Origin of the sequence: Streptomyces viridosporus T7A (genome assembly GCF_008704515.1) — a bacterium.
GTDB lineage: Bacteria > Actinomycetota > Actinomycetes > Streptomycetales > Streptomycetaceae > Streptomyces > Streptomyces viridosporus.
The window spans coordinates 383,792-404,946 of the sequence record NZ_CP023700.1 but is presented as its reverse complement, the minus strand read 5'-3'; the positions used below and the strand labels follow the sequence as shown (position 1 = coordinate 404,946).

The following is a 21,155-nucleotide window of genomic DNA, read 5'->3' as shown; positions in this document are numbered from 1 at the left end:
TTCGCACCCCGAATGCGAGGCCGAAGACGACCACGCCCTGGTCGCCCCGGAGCAGAACCCGCCGCTCGCTCGCCCCACGCGTTGCCGCGCCCCGCGAGCCGGTCGACCCCGCACGCATCGGCCGGCGCGTCGTACGGCGCCGGGCGAAGGGCATGGACGCCGAGCCCCGCGAGGGCGACGAAGCCGTCCGGGACGAGCTCACCCGCCGCGCCGGGTCGTACGTCCAGGCCGACGTCGACGCCTGGCTCGCCCGCGCCCTGGCCGCGCACCGCGGGCACTACGCCCACCCGGCAGCCCGCGAGACCGCCGCCGGCCTCCTGCCGCAGTCCGCCCTCGCGCACGCCGCACTGCTGTCCGCGCTCGCCCGCCTGGTCCCGGCCGCCGCGCCCGGCGAACTGGCAGTCGTGGCCCGGCTCGCCGCCGCCGAACCCGAGGCCACCGCCGACCTCGCCGCGCTCCTCACCCGCGCCACCGAGCCGGCCGACCCCGCAGGGAGCCCGGCGTGACCCACGACCAGGAGCTGGAGGTCGTCGCCGTCTGGCACACCGCCAGCGCCGTCGGCCGGTACTTCGAGGAGCTGCTCGCCGACGGCACCGTCTATACGTGGACCGAGCCGCCGCTCGGCGAGCCTACTACCCCGGCGAGGACGACCCCGACCACAACCCCATCTGCGACTGCCCCGCCGTCCCACGCGCGTTCTGCATGAGCTGCGCGGCCTGCGCCGCCTGCCGGCCGTGCGTGTGCCCGCCCTGGGAGCACCTCACCTTCGGCAACCCGCCGGACCCACTGTCACGCTGGCGGAGCGTGAGCGTGACACCGGTGTCACGCCCCTCGAAAAAGTGTCACGCCGCCCTGCATATGGGCGCGTTTGCCCGTTTCAGGCCAGGTAGAAGGTTGCCACCACCGGCGGCATCGTCATCGACACCCGCGCCCGCCTCGGCTACACCGCGCCGATTGGGTCGACGGACCAGGACCGCATCCGACATCTGGCCGTCGCCCTGCCCCCGCAGTACGCGGCCCGCCTCTTCGACGCCCAGGAGGCCGGCGCCGGCGACGCCCAGCTCCAGGAGACCGCGGCAGAAGCGCTCAGGGAGGTGTACTTCCAGGACGGCGGCCGCCGCGCCGGCTCCCTGGAGGAGGTCCGCTTCACGGACATCGAGCACCTCGAGTTCGACCTGTAGCAGGCGCGCCCCTGAAACAGCCCACGAGCCCCTGTGACCGAGCCCTTCGGTTGGCGAGTGAGTACTTCAGCTGGCGGGCTGGACCTTCGGCATCGATTGCGACTGCGAGTCAGTCGGCGTACTCGGTCAAGGCTGTACCGAGAGGGATGAAGCACCGCGAGGCGCCAGGGTTCGCCACGAGCCGGATCGCAACCGGCGATCGGCTTTCACGGGGATCGGAACCCTCCGTGCATGACACTGTGACGCGGATCACTTAAGGCGTAGAACCTGTGCGCATCATCGGGCGTCTGGCTGGTGTGAGATCACGCGTGAGAACACTGGACGAGCTGGACGAGGAGCGCCTCGTCCGGCTGGTGGCCAGAGGTGACCGTGGAGCGTTCGACGAGTTGTACCGGCGCACGTCGCCGTGGCTGGCTGTGCGTTTGCGCCGCCGCTGCGCGGACGAGCAGATCGTCGCCGAGGTCATGCAGGAGACCTATCTGGCGGTGTGGCGCGCGGCCGGTGCGTTCGCCGGGAGTGCGGTCGGCGGGACGGCCGTCGGATGGTTGTGGACGATCGCGGCGCGCCGCCTCGTCGACGCGTTCCGGCGCCGTGCCCACCATGCCGAGCCGCCCGTTGCCGCCGCCGAGCGGGCGGTGGTGCCCGCGGCGGAGGACGAGGCACTGGCCGGGACCGTCGACGGGGACGTCGGTGACGCCCTTCGGCAGCTGGCGCCGGAACTTCGAGAGGTCCTGCAGGCCATGGTGCTGGACGGGTTCTCCGTGCGGGAGACCGCCGTCCTGCTCAGACTGCCCGAAGGCACGGTCAAGACCCGCGCCCGCCGGGCCCGGATCGCAATGCGGGAGGCGCTGAGTTGAGCGGGAAACACGTGTCGATGCGGCTGCTCGACGACTACGCACGTGGTGATACGGAGATGGCCGTGGACGCGGTATGGGCGTTGGAGGCCCATCTGGAGACGTGCGCGATGTGCCGGAGTCGTCTGGCGGCCTCCGTGGCCACCGAGGTGCCCGGCATCGCCACGCTCCTCGACACCGTCCAGGCCGGTCTGGAACCGCAGTTGGACGCAGCCGTCAGGACACCCTCGCGGCGACGCCGCCCGAGGTGGCTGTCGGCCTGGCTGACGCCGGCCATGGCCCCGTGGCTGGCCATGACCGGCATCGTTGCCCTGATGGCGCTGCTGCTGGACTCGCTCGCCCCGCCTGCGTTCTTCGGCGACATCTCTCCCGTGTCGGCGATCGCACCCGTGCTGCCGCTGTGTGGTGTCGCCGCATCGTGGTCGCGCGGCCTGGACCCGGCGCACGAAATGACGGCCTCGACCGCCCGAGCTGGCCTGCCCCTGCTCCTCAGGCGCACCACGGCGGTTCTCGTGGTGGTCCTGCCCGGGCTCCTGGTGGGGGGCTGGCTGACCGGAACCATGACGGCCGCGCAGTGGCTGCTGCCCTCCCTGGCCTTCACCTCCACCGCCCTGGCGCTGGGCAGCGTGGTCGGCGTGACTCGCGCCGCCACCGGGCTGGCGGTCGCGTGGGGCGTCGTCGTCGTTGCACCCACGTGGATCACCGGCCACGTCCCCCTTGCCCTGCGAGTTGTTTTCCAGCCCGACCAACTGCCCGTGTGGGGGATGCTCCTCGCGCTCGGCATTGGCGCCGTGATCACCCGCAGAAACGCGTACTCAACGCTGTGAAACCATCGTCGACCTTCGAAAGGGACCCCCGCACGATGCCCACCACGAACGCGGCCGACATCGCGCCGAAAACCTATGCCTGGGAGATCCGGGCCAGCGGCCTGAGGGTACGCGTCGGACGCAAGAAGATGGCCGTTGACGGACTCGACCTCTGCCTGGGCATCGGCACCCACGGCCTCCTGGGACCCAACGGAGCAGGAAAGACCACCCTGATCCGGACGCTGGCCACCGTGCTGCGCCCCACTGACGGCGAACTGGAGATGCTCGGCACCTGCGTGGGCCCGATGGCTGACCACCGGGCCCTGCGCCGCCGGATCGGCTACCTGCCGCAGGCTTTCGGCTACTACAAGCGCTTCACGGTGCGTGAGTTCGTTGAGTACATGGCCTGGTTGAAGGAGGTTCCGAAGGCGGCCGTCCCCGCAGCCGTCCAACGGGCCGTGGAACGGGTGGGCCTGGCGGACCGTGCCGACCAGCGGATGAAGACCCTGTCCGGCGGCATGGTGAGGCGGGCTGGCATCGCTCAGGCCATCGTCAACGATCCCGCGGTGCTGCTGCTGGACGAGCCGACAGTCGGCCTGGACCCGGCGCAGCGGTTGCGTTTCCGCGAGCTGTTGCAGGAACTGGGCCGCGACACGTGTGTGGTCGTCTCCACCCATCTGGTCGAGGACGTCGCGGCCGCCTGCTCCGACGTGGTGCTCTTCGCCGACGGCCGCCTCGTCTTCCAGGGCACGCCGGACGACCTGGCCGCGGCGGGCGGCCCCGAATACCCGGGCGGCAGCCCCCTGGAGCGCGGCTACTCAGCACTGCTCCAGGACTCCGAGCAGCCGGGAGGCACCTGGTGAACGTGCGAGTCCTGCGCACCGAGCTGAAGCGTTCCATCGCCCCGTGGCCCGGCATCGTCGTCCTGGCGGGCAGCCTGGCGGTCCTCCTGCTGATCGACGGGCTCTGGTGGCAGGGTGACGCGGGATGGACGGCTCAGTGGACCTCCATGGCCCTGTGGACCCGGTACCTGCTGAGCTTCTGGTGGCCGCTCGTGGTGGGCCTGGGCGCGGTGTACGGGCTACGCGACTCCCGCTCGCAGATGGCCGAACTGCTGACGACCACGCCGTTGCCGGCCTGGCGCCGTGCGGCGCTGCCGACCGGCGCAACGGCACTCGTGCTGACGTCCGGCTTCGGCCTCCTGGTCCTCGTAGGCGGAGTCCAGGTGGCCCTCGGCACCACCACCTACACGAGTCTCGGCTGGCTACCGATCTCGCTGGTGGCGGCGCTGTCCCTCGTCGCAGGGGCCGTGTTCGGCATGGGTGTCGCGCGGGCCGTGCCCTCTGCACTCACCCCGCCGGCCCTGACGGTGTTCCTCTTGCTGACGGCCCTCTCCCTGCAACAGAACAATGAGGAGGCACTGCCGTCGAGCGTCGCGCCGAACCGGCTCGCCCTACTGCTCCCGGCGACTGCGGAACCGCGGGAGATGCTGCTGACCCTGTCCGGCTCCGTCCACCTCGGCCAGACACTCTGGCTGCTCGGCCTGCTCGCCACCGGTTTCGCACTGCTGTCGGCCGCGACCCTCCGAGCCCGACTGCTCGCGGTGGCCCCCGCCCTGGCCGGCGCAGCCCTGGCCCTGCTGATCCTCCCGGCCACTCCGCGCGACACCTACGTCATCGACAAGGCCGCCGCCACCCTGGTCTGCGACGGACCGGTGTGCGTGACGCAGGCGAACCGCTCACACCTGCCTGAACTCGCGCCGCGCGGCAAGGACGCGCTGCGCGTGCTGCACGACGCCCTGGGCAACAAGGCGCCGAACTCGGTGCGGGAGGACACCGGGCTGCGCGCGCTCGGCGACGAACGCCGACTCTCCGGCGACGCGGTGCTGGTCGACTTCGACGACCCGCTGATCGCCCATGCGACAGGGGCGGAACTGACCCGTCTCCTGGTCGCCCAGGGCCTGGCACCGAACTGCGCACCGCGCACCCCTTGGGAGGGCGGGGGGCAGGTCGACATTCCCGTACAGAGCATCGCCGCGAGCTGGGCACTGGGCGATCACCAGCTCAAACCGCTGCAGAAGCCGGACCCCTACGCGTACTCGCAGCGTGAATGGGCGGACGCCGACGTCGCCTGGCAACGACTGATGGCGTTGTCACCGGCCGAGCAGCGCTCGCGGATCGCCGAGGTGCACGCCGCCGCTCTCTCCTGCACGGTCCACGACAAGCTTTCGGCGTTGGCGGGGAAGGCGTCGCAATGAGGTGGCTGATCCTGTACGCCCGTTCACGACAGGTGCCCACCTCGGCCGCAGCGATCGCGCTCGTCGCGCTGGCGGCGTGGGCCTTCAACCAGGACGGCGCCGGCCCGGTGAACCTGGGGATCGCGGTCCTGATCCTCACCGCGAACGTGGCAGCCGCTTCCGTCGGGCTCGGTGGGCAGGACGCCGCGCTGGATCGGACGGCCGCGATCCGGTGGATGCCCCGGCGGGCGGCGCACGTGCTGCTGGCCGGCGCGGTCGCCGGGGCGGCTCTGCTGGCGGTCCAGGCAGCTGGAGCCAAGCTCGCCCCGGCCGCGCTCGTCGTCCGCGACAGCGCTGGCTTGGTCGGCCTGGCCGCGCTCGGGGCGGTGCTCTGCGGAGCACAGTTCGCATGGACCCTACCGGTCGGCTGGGTCGCGTTCACCCTCCTCGTCCCGGCTCCGCCCGGCATCGCGGGAGAGGTGAGCGGCTGGATGATCATTTCCCCCGCTACGACGGCCTCCGCCGCGACCGCGTGGGCCCTGCTGGCGACCGGCACCGTGCTGTACGCCGCAGTAGGACCGAGACAGTAACGGACGCGCCCCGCGCTGAGCGCTTCAGTTGGCGAAACTCGCCAACTGAAGCGCTCAGTCACACGTACTGAGCCAAAGCACGATAGGTGTCACATCCACGGGCTTGCCGTCACCGGGGAGCGCTTGAGCCCTCCGGTTGGTGGACCAGCAGTGCGAGCGCGGCCTTGTCCTGCTCGGTGCCGGTGTACCGCCGGACCGGCTCCACGGAGTCGGCGGCCCGCGCGATCTGCTCCGGGACGAGCTGGGGCACCTTCGGCGATGTCGCCGGCAAGGAGGCCGCTGAAGCAGGTGAAGACGCCTGCCCGACGGGCTGCCGCACAGCTGGAATCGGAGGACGGCCAAGGCCGCGAGCCGGGCAGGCGCCGCGGCCTGTTCCGTTGCCGGAGTTGACCTGGGTAAACCGGAGGCGGCCTTGGGCGAGCCACCTTCCAACGGCGGCTTGCCCAAGGCCGAGCGGGTGCCTTCCGTGGTCCCCGGGCACAGGCGGCCTGGGGACCGGGGCGGGCCCGCGGCGGCCCGAACGCTCTTTGCCCGGATGGCCAGGGCTTTGCCCGCTGCCGTGTGCGACTTCCACGCGGGCCGCGCCGGGCCGTTGTGAGGCCCCGGCAAAGGCTGTGTCAGAGGTCGTTCTCTTTCCGAACCTCCTGTGCGGTTTCTGCTGGTCAGGCATGAGATCGCCGTTGTCGCGGGAGTCTCGGTCTGTTGCTGGCCGAGATGTCGTAGGGGGTGGCGGGTGCCGTCGATGCGGGCGGTGTGGGAAGCGCGGCAGAAGACCGCGGCGGTGCGGGTGGAGGACCTGGAAGCCGAGCTGGAGCGGGTGCGGGCGGCTCTGGCGGATGCTGAGGAGGTGCTCAGGCGCCGGGTGATCGACCTGGAGCAGTATCTGGAGGCGCTGGCCGAGGGGGACGCGCCCGCCGTGGCCGTCGTGTCGCAGCGGAAGCCGGTAGGTCCGCGCCGGGCGGTGCCTCACCGCCAGGACGCGGCCGGGACCGAAGTGCTGTCGGTGGACTACCAGGCGTTGATGGCCGCCGCCGTAAAGGCGGGAGCCGATGGGCTGGGTGCCCGGCGGGCGACGGTGGTGCTGGGCTGGGACAGCGCCTCCACCTCCTGCGTCGAGGGAGCCAGGGCCCGGCTGAAACGGCTGGTGGAACGCGGCTGGCTGGTGGAGGAGAAGCCGGGCAGGTTCACGCTGCCCGCACCGGACCTGGACGCCGACGGCGCTGGGCGGCCAGGCGTCGGCTCATGAGCATGCTCATCGACCACAGGACGACAACTTCGCTGGTGTCGGTGCGGCGCTCGTCGTCGCGGACCAGGCGCCGGCTGCGCAGGAGCCAGGCGAAGGATCTCTCGACGACCCAGCGGCGGGGCAGGACCTGGAAACCCTGGACGTCGTCGCCGCGGCGGACGATGTCGAGGACGACTTCGAGGTGCTGGGTGGTCCAGTCGGTGAGGTGGCCGGTGTAGCCACCGTCGGCCCAGACCCGCGCCAGCCGCCGGAAGTGCTTCTTCGCTTCGGACAGCAGCAGGCGGGCAGCGTCCCGGTCGGTCGTGGAGGCCGGCGTGACCAGCACGGCCAGCAGGAGCCCGAGGGTGTCGGTGAGCAGGTGGCGCCTGCGACCGTTGATCTTCTTCTTCCCGGCGTCGAAACCCCGCGAGACATGGCTGACGGTGGCGTCCGCCTTCACCGACTGCGAGTCCACGACCGCCGCACTCGGCTCCTCATTGCGGCCCTCCGCCCAGCGGACGGCCTCGCGAAGCCGGTCGTGCAGCTCGGCCACCAATCCCGTGTCCCGCCGGCGGGTGAAGAACGCATACACGCGTGGCCAGGGCGGGAAGTCGCACGGCATCGCCCGCCACTTGACGCCGTTGTCGACGAGGTAGCGGATCGCGTCGATCATCCAATGCCGCGAAGTTAAGGCCCCGATGGTGCTGTCAAGGGCTCGGCGAGCGGGATCTTGTAGGTGCACGGGGCTGTGCGGATCAGTCGGTTGTTGCGGGTCCAATAGCAGAGTTGTGCTGTGAGGCTTTTGATGGATGGTGCGGTGGTGAGGCCGAGGCGGCGTGCGATGTCTCGGGTGTGCATGGGTTGATTCGCGTTCGCTGCCAGGACCCGGCAGACCTGCTCCCAACGCCTGGAGGTCGTCTGGCTCGGAGCCTGTGTGCCGGGAAGGGCCGGCGGGTGGACGGTGATCTCGATAGTGCTGATCGGCGTGCTGTCGCGGGGGCGTCCGTCGCGATTCCAGGTGTGGTAGCGGGAGATTCCACTTTTGACGATGCGGGTGGAAAGCCGCATCCGGCGTCTGGGAAGGAGCGTGCGCAGAATGCGGGTGCCGACTTGTCCGACCAGGTCGGAGTAGTTGTTCGGTCCGGTTGTCGGAAGTGTTCCGGTGAGGCTGACGACGGTGTCGCGGGCTGCCTCCAGGGCGGCGGTGAAGCCAGCCCGGTCGGGGTCGCAGCCAGGTTCGGTCTCCACCGCGGTCACCATGATTGAGCGCAATGCCTGGTAGAGGGTGAGAAGTCCCCACACTTTCTGGCAGAGACCCACCGGGTCCTTCGACCGCAGCACCCGGCCTTGAAGGAGGGTATGGCGCAGTGCCAGGTAGGCGGTCTCGATCTCCCAGCGTTCGTGGTAGAGGCGCATCAAGCGGGCGGCGGGGTCTGTGCGATGGTCGGTGAGTGTGGTCAGCAGGCGGTAGGCGTCGCCAAAAGTGCTGCCGTCGACGGTGCGTGCTTCGACCTTGGCCTCGATCACTCGTAGCGAGAGGTTGCCGATGCGGGTGAGGTAGGAACCGTCGGGCAGCAGGGCCAGCACCGGTGGGCGTCGTGTGTTGGTGCAGCGCACCAGGAACTGGGCGCCCTGCCGTGCGATGGCGGCCAGGAGTTCGTTGCCGTCGAATGCGCGGTCGGCCAGAAGGAGCATGTCCGGGGTGAGGTGGCCGGTCAGTTCCCGGGCGTAATCGCTCTCGGCTTTGACGGCGGGGCCGAAGGCCGCCGCGATCAGGGCGCGGGTGCCTGTCTCGCACAGGGTCATCAGCATCAGCCGGGGGTATCCCGCCGGGCCGTGGCGTCGAACAGTACGGCCGAGCCAGGTCCTGTTGCGCTCGTGATCGGGGACCGAGAGGCTTCCGCATCCGTCGAAGGCGACCGTGCGCCAACGGCGGTAGCGCACTCCAGGGGTGGAGGGCTGGGCCAGCGGGCCCGCCAGCACGTCGAAGAGTCGCTGCAGAGGGGCAACGCCCACCCGCCGGCGCAGATCACGAAGTGCCTTCTCGGACGGCTGCGGCACGTTGACACTCAGTCCCGCTACGAGTTTGTCCCATACCAACTGGGCGCCCAGATGCTCGAACAGGCCGAGAGCCAGGACGAAGTAGACCCCGACTCGGGAAGGCAGACTCCGCAGTCGTTTCTCCCGGGCTCCGGTCTCCTCCACCACCGCATCCACCAGCTCCGGCGGGATGACTTGCGTTAACTCACCGATGTGACCGGGCGCGAACACGTCAGGGGTGCCGCCCGTGACAGACTGGGCCACAGGGCCTCTGCTTTCTCAGGAAGATCTTGGTCGATCCCCTGAATAGCAGAGGTCCTGCCACATCTCACGACCCCCTTGACATTGCCATCGGGGCCTTAACTTCGCGGCATTGGTCGATCATCTGCCGGTGGCAGTAGCCCTCCGGGCGGCCGCCCCGGCCCGCCAGCCGTCCCGGCACCGGCAGCAGGTCCCGCACCGACGCCCACTCCGCATCGCTCATGTCCGAGCCGTACCTGGGCCGGCGCTCTGGCCGGTCGGCCGCGTTCCCGAACCTGTGGGCGACACAGTCACACCCAGGAGTGGACGGACTGGACCCGGCACCCACGACCACGCGACACTTCGGCAACAGGGCCTCTTGCTCCTCGCTGGACTCGACAACCGCGAGCTACCAAGAGGCCCTTCTTCCATGCCTGCAGGTCGACCAACTCACCCGATCCAGGACCACGTTCGAACCAGGCCGAGCAGACGAACGGATAGAGAACAGCCAGTTAGGACCACTTCGAAGGCCGGTCCTGGCCCGGCTGGCACCACCACGTCACCCTCGTGACCGCCGCCCACGCATTTCTCACCGAACAGCGTCTGGCCCCAAAAGCACCCACACCGGGCTCACTCTTTACTGGACCCTTGACGCCCTTCAGGACATCCTGAGGTGCTGGACCGGCATCTGCACCACCTGCCAACAACCCTTGCCCAGCAGGCCACACACGGCATCAAGATCGAGACAGACCTAACGGAGTCCTACGAGTGCTCGAGTCCGGGCCCAAACCGTTGCGCAGGACTTGGATGGCCTTTATGGCGTTGTCGTCACCGATCTGCTGGTAGATCGCGATGGCGCGGTCTACGTCGGCCAACGCCCCTTCGGTCTGGCCCAGTTCCCGGCGTGCCCGGCCGAGCGCGGCGTACATCTGCGCCTGCCATTGGGGAATGTTCGAGGCCGGTTCCCAGGCGACGGCCGGCTCGAGTGTTTCAATCGCTTCCCGCCACCTTCCCTGCGTGATGTGTAGCAGGCCGATGTCGCGTGCCGCCGATACCCGTGTCATTCCCGCGATCACGGGCGACGGCGCGGTGGTCGGGTCGGACGCCAGTGTGAGCCTGTGCCTGTAGGCCCGCAGCGCCTCGTCGGGCTTCCCGGTGCGCTCGAGCGCCCTGCCCAGGGTGGACAGCGCGTGCGCCACCATGCCTTCTCGGTCGTTCACGGTGCGGAACCCTCGCATCGCCCGGGCGGCCAGCGGCAGCGCGCCGTGGGCGTCCCCGGCCTTCAACAGCGCCACCGCCAGGTAGGAGTCGGCCCACGCCTGCTGTCGCAGGTCCCCGGCCATGACCGCTTCCGCGTGGGCTCGACGGGCGCAGTCGCTCGCTCCCGCAGTGTCGCCGAGGCAAGTGTTGTGCGCCCAGGAGAGGTAGTTCAGATGCGTTGCGGCGGCGGTGTGGTCGGCCAGCTCGGCGGCGGCGTTGCTGGACAGGGTGAACACCCGGGGCCAGTAGCCCCAGTGGATCCAGCGGTCGGAGAACCAGTGCATGGCTTCGGCCACGTCGACTACCCGTCGCCACCTTCCGGTGACGGCGACCAGTTCCAGCGCGGCGAGCCAGCTGTCAGCCTCGGTCATCAACCATTGCTGTGCGGCTTCAGGGGAGTCCAGCTGCACGCGGTCGTCCCAGTGCTCGGGGAAGGCCTCGTGGTAGTCCGGTTCGAACCAGCGGCCGGCCGCGATCGCTGTGTCCAGCAGCCAGTCCACCGCTCGTGCCTCGACGGCGGCGCGCTCGTCTTCGGGTTCCTCTTGCTCCAGTTGCCGCAGGGCGAAGATCCGGATGAGGTCGTGCAGCCGGTAGCGCGCAGTGAAACCTGACTGGACCAGACCCAGCTCGACCAGCTCGTCCAGGGCGTCCTCCGTGTCGGCGTCCGGCAGCCCTCCCAACACTGAGGCCAGTTGGAGGCCACAGTGCGGTCCCGGCATCAGGGACAGTCGTCGGAAGAGTTGTTGTGCGGCTCCGGACAGCTGTGTGTAGGACAATTCGAAAGCCGCGGTGACCTCCAGGTCGCCGGCGGTCAGTGCGTCCAGACGGCGTTCCTCGTCCTCAAGGCGGGTGGCGAGCCGGTTGGGTGACCAGTCGGGGCGGCTGGCCATGCGGTTGCCGACGATCCGCAGGGCCAGGGGGAGGTTGCCGCAGGAGTGCGCCAGTCGCGATATCGCGTCGGTGGCACGGCCGGCAGCGGGTGGGTCGGGGATCAGGTGCTCCAGCAGGTCGCGGGCTTCCGCGTCAGGCAGTGGCGGCAGTGGGAGTCGGGCCACCCCTTCTAAGCCGGTGAGCAGCCGACGACTGGTGATCACTGTCAGGACCGCGCCGGTCGCCGGCAGCAGGGGGCGTACCTGGGCCTCGTCCGCCGCGTTGTCCAACACCACGGCGATCCGGCGCTCGGCGGCCACGGACCGGTACAGGGCCGCCCGGTCGCCCAGATCGAGCGGCAGCCGATTGTGGGTCGGCGCCAGAGTGCGGATCAGCCGTTCCAGAACGACGCCGGGGTCCAGCGGCCGTGCCTCCAGGCCGCGCAGGTCGACGAAGAAGTACCCGTCGGGGAAACGGTGCGACAGCTTACTGACGGCGTGCACGGCCAAGCTGGTCTTGCCGACCCCCGGCTGGCCCGAGATCACGACGATGGGCGCCGGCTCGTCCGGCGAACCGTCCGTGAGCGAGGCCAGCCAGTCCACCTCCTGGCCGCGGCCGGTGAAGTCGGGCACCGCGCGAGGCATAGCCATCAGTCTCGGGGCCGGTGCCGGGTTGCGGCGCTGGCCGGCGCGGGCGGCCCGCAGTAGCTCGTCGCGACAATCACCGGTCAGTCGTAGCGCGTCCGCGAGTGCGATCACGGTGGCGCGCTGCGGCCCGAGGCTCTCACCGCGCTCCAGGTTGCCGATCGCTCGCACGCTCACCCCGGAAGCGTTCGACAACTCCTCAATGGTCATGTGGGTGGCATGCCGCAGGCGCCGTAAGAGCGCCCCTAACGAGCTGTCCAACGTCCGCTTCCCCGCCGAGTATGCGCGCAGGCATCTTGTACCGGCGGTACTTGTGCCTGCTGTTCTGCCTGGGCATCGATCGTGAGGAGCAGTCTACTTGTCACATCCGCCCCGATCGGGTGGTGAATGCATCTGTCCATAAAGCACCCCCTGCTCACCGTCCGCGTACCTGGCTCCGCGCCCAAGGCCGCAGATCTCAGGGTCGGCGGACCGGCCGATCCGACGAGAACCGATTGGCCTCCGTGCGGCCGGCACCGCGCTCCTGCTCCCGGAAAGGGCAAGTCCAGCATGAGAACCGTTCGAGTTGCCCCCGGCACGCGGCGAGCCATACGGCCCGTCGTGAGCATGACCTCCATCACGGCGATCGCTGCCGCTCTGCTGACCGCCGGCTGCTCCGCGGGCCTCGCCGACAGCACGGCGCATGTGACGCCGACCCCGCCGGCCATCGCGGCCACGTCGACAACGCCCGCCACCGGATACGACGGTCTGACGGGACTTCCGCTGTCCGCCTACGGCACCTCCGAGCAGGACGACGTCCTGCTGTACCGGACAAACGAGGCGCTGGTCGCCCGCTGCATGCAAAACCGTGGGTATACAAGCTATTCAGGCCAGAAGAAGACCCAGACTGCCGCGAAGACGAAAGAAGAAAAAGAAGCGATCCGCCCGGCCGGCGCCTGGGGCTACATCGGCAGTGCGACCGCCAAGCGCCTCGGTTTCCACGTCGCAGTATCCCTTCCAGCCACCCAAGGCCCGACCGGCCAGGAATTGAAGGACTACAACGCCTGCTGGGACAAGGCGGACAAGCAAGTGCCGTCTCTCGCCGGCACCCGGGGGTGGAAGCTCACCCAGGACTTGTTCGGCCAGTCGTTCCAGCAGGCGGCCGCGGACAGCCGGGTCGGCGCCGCGCGTGAACGCTGGTCGGCCTGCATGAGCACGGCGGGACATCCGGCCGACGATCCCGAGGAGCTGGCCAACGGCTTCCTGAACGCCAAGAAGGCGACCGCGAAGGAGATCGCCGCGGCCACGGCCGACGAGACCTGCACGCGGTCATCGAATCTGGCCGCCGTCTACTTCGCCGTCCTCACCGGATACCAGCAGCAGCTCATATCCGCCAACGCCAAAGTCCTGACCGGCTACAAGAAACAGGTTCAGGCGCAGGTCGACCGGGCCGCACACCTCCTGGCCGCGTCTGACACGACCTGAACCAAAGCCTCACCCTCGACTCCGGACGGCACTGTGCCAGACCGCACCACCGTCCGGCCCTCCAGCACGACACGAAAAGGAGAAGTTCCATGAACCAAAGAGCCAAACGGGTGGTCCTGTCCGCGCTGACGACCGTCGTGGCGGCGGCCTCACTCACCCTTGCCACCACGACGCAGGCGTCCGCGATCGACAAGGTACCGTGCAGTTCAGGCGAGTTCCTGCAGATCGACATCCACCCGACCCATGGGCCCACCCAACCCTTGTGCTACGCCAACGCCGGAACCTTAGAATTCGCCAGGGGGTGGTGGATCACGAAGATCTCGACCGGCAACAACCGGGTCCAGTGGCACGGGGACGGAAGGTGGCAGCCCGATACCCCGATCAACAAGTGGACCGTCTTCACCTGGCCGAATCACCCGGGTGGGGTCAGCGTAACCGGAATCAGGATTCTCTGAACCGTCGGTGGCAGCGGGGGGACGGTGGTCCTGTCCGATCGCCGTCCTCGATCTTTGAGGGCCAATCGTTGAGGCCCTCAAAGATCGACGAATTGCAGTGCCGCTGGCGTGTGAGCGAACAGGGCCGGAGCCTCCAGTGGTGGGTAAGCACGGCCTAACCCGCTCGGCCCGAACAGTTGCAATATCCCCTGGCGGAGCTGTGTCCGCAGCCCGGCCGGGAGCTCGCGGGGCCGGTATCCAGACAGCCGCGCCGACGGGACGGCCCGAAAACGACCACACCCGTCCACGTCCACGGCGATCCGTTCCCGGGGACCCGGCGCAGAACCTGTCCCTCACAGGAGCTACGCCGAAATGGCTCCGCAGGGTGACGACCGCGGTCTACGACCACCGCGGCCTGCGGTGTCCGTAGCGTTCCATTCGGCCGCGGCGCTCACGCCGGGCCTTCGGTGAAAGAGTTCTGAGGAGAACACCCATGCATCAGACAGCTAAACGGGCGGCCCTGGCTGCACTGACGACTGTGTCCCTGACGGCTTCCCTCATGGCCGCCACAGCGACGAACGCGTCAGCGATCGACATCGTCCCATGCGGAAACCGTGAATACCTCCACGTCACAGCGCACCTGGGCAGCACCACTCGGGACGAGAACTTCTGCTACGCCAACGCCGGCCAGAGCTCTGTGGGGGGCGTCCAGGACTATTGGGTCACCCGGATCTGGACAGGTAACAACCGCGTCCAGTGGTATGGGGACGGAAGGTGGCAGCCCGAGCAGCCGATCGGCAAGTACACCGAGATGACCTGGCCGAACCACCCAGGTGGGGTCAGGGCATACCGCATCAGGATCCTCTGATCCACCGGCGATAACGGGCACCCGTCAGATCGACCGCCACCCGGCCCGGGCCGTGTCTGGTCCCGCACGGCTGCAGTCGACGTAGTGCATCGGCGAAGGCACCGGTCAGGCCGGTGGCATCGGTGAGATCGACCGACAGACGGGACCCGGCATGGTCGAGCGCCTCGCGCCCGTCGGACGATACGAGACGACGAGCTTGGGGCGCGAGACGGCAGTGTGCACGCGGAAGATGCTTTTCTGCTGGAACGGCAGAATTCTTGGGCAAAACCTGTCGCCCCAGTCGGAATGTGCTTTCTTTTTCCCGCTCAGGATCCGGACGTCACCGCAAGCAAAACACGGAGGGCAAGTGCTCAGCGCCACCGGCTGTACCGCTGGCGTCCAAGGCCGGTGACTCCACCCATATTTGCACACGATACCGCGCCAGGGCGGGTGGCCTGAAATTCCACAATTCCGCATCTGAGCGGCAGCACCACGGCGCTAAGTGCCTGACGATCCCACCCTCGTAAGAGGGGCGGGAGCCGGTTTTCCGAGGTTCCCGCCCCTCGTTTCATTCCTCGTCCGTCTCCGACTGGGTCACCAGCAGCCCGGACCTTTTCCCGTGTTTCCCCGATGGTGCGTTCTGTGATGACCAGGAGCGTCCTGCTGATGGTCCCGCGCAGATGTCCGAGCGGGACGCGATCCTGCACTGCTCCCCGCCCCGCGGGGATGGCCCCTCGACCTTGGCCCGCTCGATGACCACCTCGCCCTGCTCCCCGCATCCGCGGGGATGGTCCCAGACACCCCCGGCCGCCACCGGACCCACAGCCCTGCTCCCTGTACCGCGGGGACGGTGCCCCGGTCGGTTGCATCGGTGCTACGCCCGGGATCCGCTTCCCGCCCCCGCAGCTGCATCCGAGCAGGAGTGAGCCCCGCCAACCCGGCGAACCTTCCCGGTCAGAGTGCTGGTGAGGCCCCCGCCAGGGCGGGGGCCTCACCAGCACGGGGGCTGTCGTTCGGCTACTGCCACCCGTGCAGGGTCAGGGTGCCGGACTGGTTGAGGCAGCCGCGCAGGCCCGCGCCCGGGTACTCGATGATGGGTGCTGTCACGTTGGCTGACCGGGTGGGATGATCTCCGGGTTGATCATGCTGGAGGGGGCTGTTCGCGGGGGACGCGTCGCCGTCGCACCAGGGCCATCGGTACCCGGTCGAGGTCATCTCCCACTGCGTGTGGCCGTACTCCCGCTTCCCGTTGTCCTACCGCGAGGTCGAGGAACTGATGCCCGAGTGCGGCGTGATCGTCTCGTACGAGACCGTGCGACGGTGGTGCCGGAAGTCCGGGCAGGCCTACGCGAACGGGCTTCGCCGCAGGCGTCCCCGGCCCGGCGGCAAAGGGCATCCCGACGAGGTCTTCATCAAGATCAACGGTGCGCAGAAGCATCCGTGGCGGGCTGCGGACCGGGACGGCAACGTCCTCGACATCCTCGTGCAGAACCGCCGCGACAAGGCCGCGGCCAGACGGGTCCTCCGCAGGCCGATGACGAAGACCCGGGCAGTGCCGAGGATGATCGTCACCGACAGGCTCCGCTCCTACAGCGCCGCCCACCACGAGGTCATGCCCTGCGTCGGGCACCGCTCGCACAAGGGACGGACCAACCGGGCCGAGAACAGCCATCAGCCGACGAGGCAGGGCGAACGGGTTGTGAGGGGCTTCCGCTCCGTGGGCGGGGCGCAGAGGTTGCTGTCCGCGTTCAGGGGCATCTCACCCCCCTTCCGGCCTCGTCGCCACCTGATGCCCGCACCTCACCACCGAGCCGAAATGACCGTCCGCCTCACCGTCTGGGAGCAGATCACCGGCGTCACGGACCGACCCGCCACGGCCCGAGCACCGGCCCGGAACCCGGCCCACCACACCTCGACACACCGTCGGACGCCCACACCCAACAACGTGACAACGCCCTTCGGGCTGGTCCGGATCGGTGACGACGGCGACCTCCAGTACACCGTCGAACCGGCGCTCGCCTCCGTCACCGTCCACGGTCCCAAGGACCCCATCGGCCGGGGCGACCGCCTCACGCTGACCGCGTCCGGCGACCAGATCGAGGGCGACAACATCGCCCCGTTCACCATCCCGATCGCGGACCTCGCGTCCCACGTGTGGTCCTCCAGCGACCCGAAGGTCGCCTCCGTCGATCCCTCCACCGGCGCCCTCACCGCCCTTCGCCCCGGCACCGTCACCGTCTCGGTGACCTCCGGCGGCGTCACGGGCAGCGCCCAGGTCGTCGTACGGTGACCTGACATCCGGGGCGTCCGGCGGCAGTGCCGGGCGCCCCGCGATCCTCCGGTCCGACCAGTGGGCGGGAGGGCGGTCCTGCTCGGGGGACAGAGGGCTGGGCTGTTCCCCTGCGTCCGCTGACCGGAGCGGCATCGGTCGGCTTCGACGCTCACCCAGCTCGTCCTGACCGAGATCGGCGAACCGGACGACGCCGAGCGGCCTGGGCGATCAACGAGCCCGCCTCGTCCTGCGTCCCGGGCGACCTTCTCTGCCGCCTTCACCCGTAACTCCTCGCGGCACTGCTGCCGTTCGACGGTCAGCCCGCCCTTCGACCGCCCGCGCTCCGCGCTGCCGCACCGCGGCCGGAGATGAGGGCCCGCCGTGCGCGGTCAGGACCCGGCGGGCAACCGGAAGGGGACCGCGGCACTCCACGGGGCGGGCGGATCCGAGTCCGCCGGGGCCCCCGCGCCCGGCGGCGGCCCCGGTGCCGCGGCGGCGGAGGAGCGTCCGGCCAGGCGGGATCACCCTCCGGACGGCGGACGCGGCGACGGGCCGCGTCCTCCGCCCGACAATCGAGGGCCGCGGCGCGCGTTGCGCGTTTCCCGCCGTTCCGGAATCGACGGCCGTGCGAGGTGGCGTGGCACCAACGCGGATCGTCCGCCGTGCCGGGGCGAGCCATTTCTTGATCGAAAATGCCATTTCAGGAACGGTATTGTGCGTCGTGAATCCCTTCGCTACGATCGCACCCTCACCGGCCGTAAGTCCGCTCATTGCAGGGGGCGATGTGGGTGCGTCAGCGTCAGAATTACTCCCCGAGCGGGATGACTGATGGGCGATGCCGAACGGAATTCAATGCCTTCCGGCCCTGAATTAGCGGAAGGCGAGCGATTATCAAAAGGATCGCCTTCTTCTCCTTTCCGAAGACGGGATTACTCCCTCTTCTGGGTGGCGGGCGCCGTCGACGGTCTCGGGACCTGTGCGTCCGCCCTTTTCCTTCCGCTGATCCTCCTGGGCGCCGGGTACTCGTCCGGGCTCGCCGGCCTCGTCGCCTCGGTGGCACTGGTCAGCGGGCTCGTCGTCTCGCCGGTCGCGGGCGTGTTCGCCGACCGGCTGCCGCGCAAGCCGATGATGTACACGGCGGCCCTGGTCGCCGCGGGCGCCATGGGCTCGGTGTTCGTGACCGTGGCACTCGGCCATGTCGTCCTCCTCCACGTACTCGTCGCGGCCGTCGTCGAGCAGGCGGCCAGCGCCACCTACGGGGCGGCCGCCTCCGGTACGATCCGGCGGCTCGTGCCCCCCGAGGAGTACCCCCGGGCGATCGGGTACCTCCAGGCACGGGACCAGGCGGTCCAGATCGTCGGCCCGACGCTGGGCGGGGTCCTCTACCAGGCGGCGCGGTGGGTGCCGCTGCTCGCGGACGCCGTGTCGTTCCTGCTGGTGGCCGTGTTGAGCAGGGCGATCCGCGCGGACCTGACGCCCGTACGGGAGACGACCGCCCCGTCCTTCGCCCGTGAGCTGGCCGACGGCCTGCGCTTCGTGTGGGCGCACCCCTTCCTGCGCTTCGTGGTCGTGTGGACGGCCGGGGTCAACGCCCTGCTGGGAGCGCTGTACTTCCACGCCGTCTTCGCCTCGCACGCCGAGGGCGCCAGCCCCTCCTCGATCGGTCTCATCCTCACCCTCGCGGGCGTCGGCGGGCTGCTGGGCGCGCTCGCCGCGCCCTGGCTGGTGCGGCGGGTGGCGGCTCCCCGGATCGTCACGGGCGCCTCGTGGGTCATGGTGCCGACGGCAGCCGGGCTCGCGTACGCCTCCCAGACCTGGGCCTACGGGCTGCTGCTGAGCGGGGTGTCGCTGATCGTGCCGTCGGTGGCGGTCGTGCTCCAGACCCGGGCGGTGCTGGTGACCCCCGACGGTCTGCTGGCCCGGATGGGCACGGTGCTGGGCACCGCCGGCCAGGGCGTCGCCGCGCTCGCCCCGGTGCTGGCCGGGGTCCTGGTGGCCGCGTACGGCGGCCGCACGGTCGCGTGGGGCTGCGCCGGGGCCTTCGCCGCGCTGGCCCTGTACGCGACGGCCAGGTCCGCTCTCGTCGTCCGGGAGGTGCCGTGACGGCGTTCTCCCCGCGGACGGTCACGCGCGGCTACGGCGTCTACCGCCCGGTGCTGCCGGTGACCAGTCCCCGCAACCCGGACCGGATGGTGTACACGGGGGACGCCGACGGCCGGTGCGAGATCTTCACCTGGGACCGGTCCAGCGGCGGCGGACGGCAGTTGACCGACCGTCCCCACGGCACGCTGCTGTGCGCCATCGACGGCGACGAGGCCGTGTGGTGGTTCGACGAGGACCGCGGCGGCAGCGGCGGCTGGCGCACCCAGGACTTCGACGGCGGCCCGGACCGCCCGGCGCTGCTCGACGTGCCCTGTGGGCGGCCCGCCGGGCTGGCGCTGACGGAACGGGGCACGGTGGCCGTCGGCATCCGCGGGAGCGGGGGGTTCAGCGTGCACCTGGGGCGGCGCGGCGGCCGGGGCACACCCGTCCTGCGCACGACGGACTCCGCTACCCTGTGCGATCTGGCGCCGGACGGCGGCCTGCTGGCGGTGACCGGCCCCGCGCACTCGGCCCGTGCCGTGACGCTGCTGACCCCGGACGGGAGCACCGCCGCGGTGCTCTCCGGCACCCGGGAACGCACCTGGGCGCTCGGCTTCGCGCCCGCGCCCACCCCGCCCCCGGGCCCCCGGGGCACGTCCGGCCATACGCTGCTGCTGGTCATGCGCGAGCGGGCCGGCCGCTACCACCTCGGTGTCTGGAGCCCCGGCGCCGGACTGGAACTGCTGCCCTGGTGCTCCTTCGACACCGAGACGACCGCCCGCTGGTACCCCGGCCCGGGCAGCGCGCGGGTCCTGCTGCGACAGGACCGGCACGGCCGCAGCAGGTTGTTCACCGCGGACCTGGAGCGCGGCGAGCTGACCCCCGTGCCCACCCCCGAGGGAAGCATCCTGGCCGCGTCACCCACCGCCGGCGGCGACGTGCACTACATCTGGACCGACGCGGTGACCGTGCCCCGCGCGATGTCCCTGTCGGGTGCGCCGCTGCCCGGGCAGAGCCAGTGGCGCGTCCCCCGCTTCGGCCACCGCCGGGACCTGTGGACGCCGGGACCCGACGGCCCCGTGCACACCTTCGTCACCACACCCGCGGACCGCCCCGGACCCTACCCGCTGGTCCTCCTCGTCCACGGCGGCCCGGCCGACCACGACCGAGACGCCTACGACCCCATGGTGCAGACCCTGGTCGGCTCGGGCCTCGCCGTGGCCCGCGTCAACTACCGGGGCTCGACCGGCTACGGGCCGCGCTGGCGCTCCGCGTACTCCGAGGGCGTCGGCCACACCCAGGTCGCCGACCTGGTGCGGGTCCGGGCCGACCTGCTGGAACGGGGCATCGGCCGCCCGGGCGCCGTGGGCCTGTGCGGCACGTCGTGGGGCGGCTATCTGACCCTGCTGGCGATGGGGACCCGCCCCGGCCTGTGGGATGTCGGGGTGGCCATCAAACCACTCGCCGACTGCGCCACCGCCTTCCGGCACTCCACGCCCGCCCTCCAGGCGCTGGACACCTCGCTGTTCGGCGGCACTCCCGACGAGGTGCCGGGCGCCTACGCCCACGCCTCCCCGTCCTCGTACGCCGCCGCCATCCGCTCCCCGCTGCTGGTCGTCGCCGCGCGCCGGGACGCCAAGTGCCCGCCGGAGCAGATCGAGGCGTACCTGGCCGTGCTGCGTGCGGGCGGTGTCCCGCACGAGGTGATGTGGCTGGACTCGGGCCACGACGGCTACGACGGAGCCGACCACCTGGCCGTCATACGACGGTCCCTCGCGTTTCTCGGCGGCGGGCTGCCTTCCGGGCCCGATCAGGCCGAGCCGCCACCACCCCCGGAGAGGAGGTGAACACCATGCAGAAGGACATCATCCACGGCGACCCGCTCGACGGCGACGAGGAGAGCCGCAAGCCGGGCGTCGGCGTCGTCGTCTACTTCCGCTCCGCGGAGGAGATGGAGGACGAGGACCAGTAGCGCCGAGGGGCCGGTCCCGCCACCGTGCGCGGCCGGCCCCGTCCGGAGGACGCCGGCCGGACTCCCCGGCCGGTGCCCCGCCACGGAGGTCGTCAGGCGCCCCGCCCGGCGCCTGACGATTTCCCGGCCGACGCCCGG

At 70.3% G+C, this 21,155-nt stretch carries 18 protein-coding genes and 3 pseudogenes; 17 read left to right on the top strand and 4 right to left on the bottom strand.

The features are described from left to right. Positions 1-152: 152 nt before the first annotated feature. The 8 genes and pseudogenes from CP969_RS02020 (at position 153) to CP969_RS01985 (ending at position 5,667) form a co-directional block, all read left to right on the top strand. A complete protein-coding gene (locus CP969_RS02020; RefSeq protein ID WP_016828140.1) occupies positions 153-506 on the top strand; it encodes a hypothetical protein in 354 nt (117 codons plus the stop codon). Then, entirely contained in the window at positions 503-706 is a 204-nt protein-coding gene (locus CP969_RS02015) for a hypothetical protein (protein WP_016828141.1), read from the top strand. The genes CP969_RS02020 and CP969_RS02015 overlap by 4 nt, the downstream gene beginning before the upstream one ends. A 184-nt stretch (positions 707-890) precedes the next feature. Continuing rightward, positions 891-1,181: pseudogene (gene tpg / locus CP969_RS02010) on the top strand (telomere-protecting terminal protein Tpg); the annotation flags it as partial. 308 nt (positions 1,182-1,489) lie between these two features. Then, entirely contained in the window at positions 1,490-2,038 is a 549-nt protein-coding gene (locus tag CP969_RS02005) for an RNA polymerase sigma factor (RefSeq protein WP_004993345.1), read from the top strand. A 17-nt stretch (positions 2,039-2,055) separates the two neighbouring features. Further along, entirely contained in the window at positions 2,056-2,862 is an 807-nt protein-coding gene (locus tag CP969_RS02000) for a hypothetical protein (RefSeq protein WP_050793922.1), read from the top strand. 35 nt (positions 2,863-2,897) lie between these two features. Further along, positions 2,898-3,704: an ABC transporter ATP-binding protein gene (locus tag CP969_RS01995; RefSeq protein WP_004993350.1), complete on the top strand. Its 807-nt coding sequence runs from the start codon at positions 2,898-2,900 to the stop codon at positions 3,702-3,704. Beyond that, positions 3,701-5,098: a hypothetical protein gene (locus CP969_RS01990; protein ID WP_016828142.1), complete on the top strand. Its 1,398-nt coding sequence runs from the start codon at positions 3,701-3,703 to the stop codon at positions 5,096-5,098. The genes CP969_RS01995 and CP969_RS01990 overlap by 4 nt, the downstream gene beginning before the upstream one ends. Beyond that, entirely contained in the window at positions 5,095-5,667 is a 573-nt protein-coding gene (locus CP969_RS01985) for a hypothetical protein (RefSeq protein WP_016828143.1), read from the top strand. Before CP969_RS01990 ends, CP969_RS01985 begins: the two co-directional genes overlap by 4 nt. A 109-nt stretch (positions 5,668-5,776) precedes the next feature. Here CP969_RS01985 and CP969_RS33075 read toward each other — a convergent pair whose 3' ends face one another. Further along, on the bottom strand, positions 5,777-5,917 hold the full coding sequence (locus tag CP969_RS33075; protein ID WP_016828144.1) for a hypothetical protein: 141 nt from the start codon (positions 5,915-5,917) through the stop codon (positions 5,777-5,779). 492 nt (positions 5,918-6,409) lie between these two features. Here CP969_RS33075 and CP969_RS01980 point away from each other — a divergent pair, with 492 nt between their 5' ends. Beyond that, a complete protein-coding gene (locus CP969_RS01980; RefSeq protein WP_016828145.1) occupies positions 6,410-6,913 on the top strand; it encodes a hypothetical protein in 504 nt (167 codons plus the stop codon). Here the strand turns inward: CP969_RS01980 and CP969_RS01975 are convergent. Beyond that, positions 6,852-7,565, bottom strand: coding sequence for an IS5 family transposase (locus CP969_RS01975; RefSeq protein WP_016828146.1), 714 nt, complete (start codon positions 7,563-7,565; stop codon positions 6,852-6,854). The genes CP969_RS01980 and CP969_RS01975 overlap by 62 nt on opposite strands. Positions 7,566-7,579: 14 nt before the next feature. Continuing rightward, positions 7,580-9,196 carry an IS4 family transposase gene (locus tag CP969_RS01970; protein ID WP_026085175.1) on the bottom strand — a complete coding sequence of 539 codons (1,617 nt, stop codon included), beginning with the start codon at positions 9,194-9,196 and terminating at the stop codon, positions 7,580-7,582. A 492-nt stretch (positions 9,197-9,688) separates the two neighbouring features. Between CP969_RS01970 and CP969_RS01955 the strand changes: the two are divergent. Beyond that, positions 9,689-9,844, top strand: a pseudogene (locus tag CP969_RS01955) (IS701 family transposase); the annotation flags it as partial. Positions 9,845-9,906: 62 nt separating this feature from the next. On the opposite strand, the gene CP969_RS01950 reads toward CP969_RS01955, so the two are convergent. After that, complete coding sequence (locus CP969_RS01950) at positions 9,907-12,207, bottom strand: ATP-binding protein (protein ID WP_016828148.1); 2,301 nt, start codon at positions 12,205-12,207, stop codon at positions 9,907-9,909. Between the two features lie 345 nt (positions 12,208-12,552). Here CP969_RS01950 and CP969_RS01945 point away from each other — a divergent pair, with 345 nt between their 5' ends. From CP969_RS01945 to CP969_RS01920, 7 genes and pseudogenes are all read left to right on the top strand, one after another. After that, on the top strand, positions 12,553-13,410 hold the full coding sequence (locus CP969_RS01945; protein WP_158689431.1) for a hypothetical protein: 858 nt from the start codon (positions 12,553-12,555) through the stop codon (positions 13,408-13,410). An 89-nt stretch (positions 13,411-13,499) separates the two neighbouring features. Then, the gene (locus CP969_RS01940) at positions 13,500-13,865 is read left to right on the top strand and encodes a beta/gamma crystallin domain-containing protein (protein ID WP_026085523.1); all 366 of its coding nucleotides are present in this window, start codon (positions 13,500-13,502) and stop codon (positions 13,863-13,865) included. Positions 13,866-14,337: 472 nt separating this feature from the next. Next, entirely contained in the window at positions 14,338-14,712 is a 375-nt protein-coding gene (locus CP969_RS01935) for a beta/gamma crystallin domain-containing protein (protein ID WP_004993364.1), read from the top strand. Positions 14,713-15,847: 1,135 nt separating this feature from the next. Further along, a pseudogene (locus CP969_RS33070) lies at positions 15,848-16,570 on the top strand (IS6 family transposase); the annotation flags it as partial. Positions 16,571-16,636: 66 nt separating this feature from the next. Next, positions 16,637-16,981 (top strand): Ig-like domain-containing protein, encoded by a 345-nt coding sequence (locus CP969_RS33575; RefSeq protein ID WP_004993368.1) that lies wholly within the window; start codon positions 16,637-16,639, stop codon positions 16,979-16,981. Positions 16,982-17,791: 810 nt separating this feature from the next. Next, the gene (locus CP969_RS01925) at positions 17,792-19,066 is read left to right on the top strand and encodes an MFS transporter (RefSeq protein ID WP_317984010.1); all 1,275 of its coding nucleotides are present in this window, start codon (positions 17,792-17,794) and stop codon (positions 19,064-19,066) included. Continuing rightward, complete coding sequence (locus CP969_RS01920; RefSeq protein WP_016828154.1) at positions 19,063-20,892, top strand: S9 family peptidase; 1,830 nt, start codon at positions 19,063-19,065, stop codon at positions 20,890-20,892. Before CP969_RS01925 ends, CP969_RS01920 begins: the two co-directional genes overlap by 4 nt. Positions 20,893-21,155: the final 263 nt, after the last annotated feature.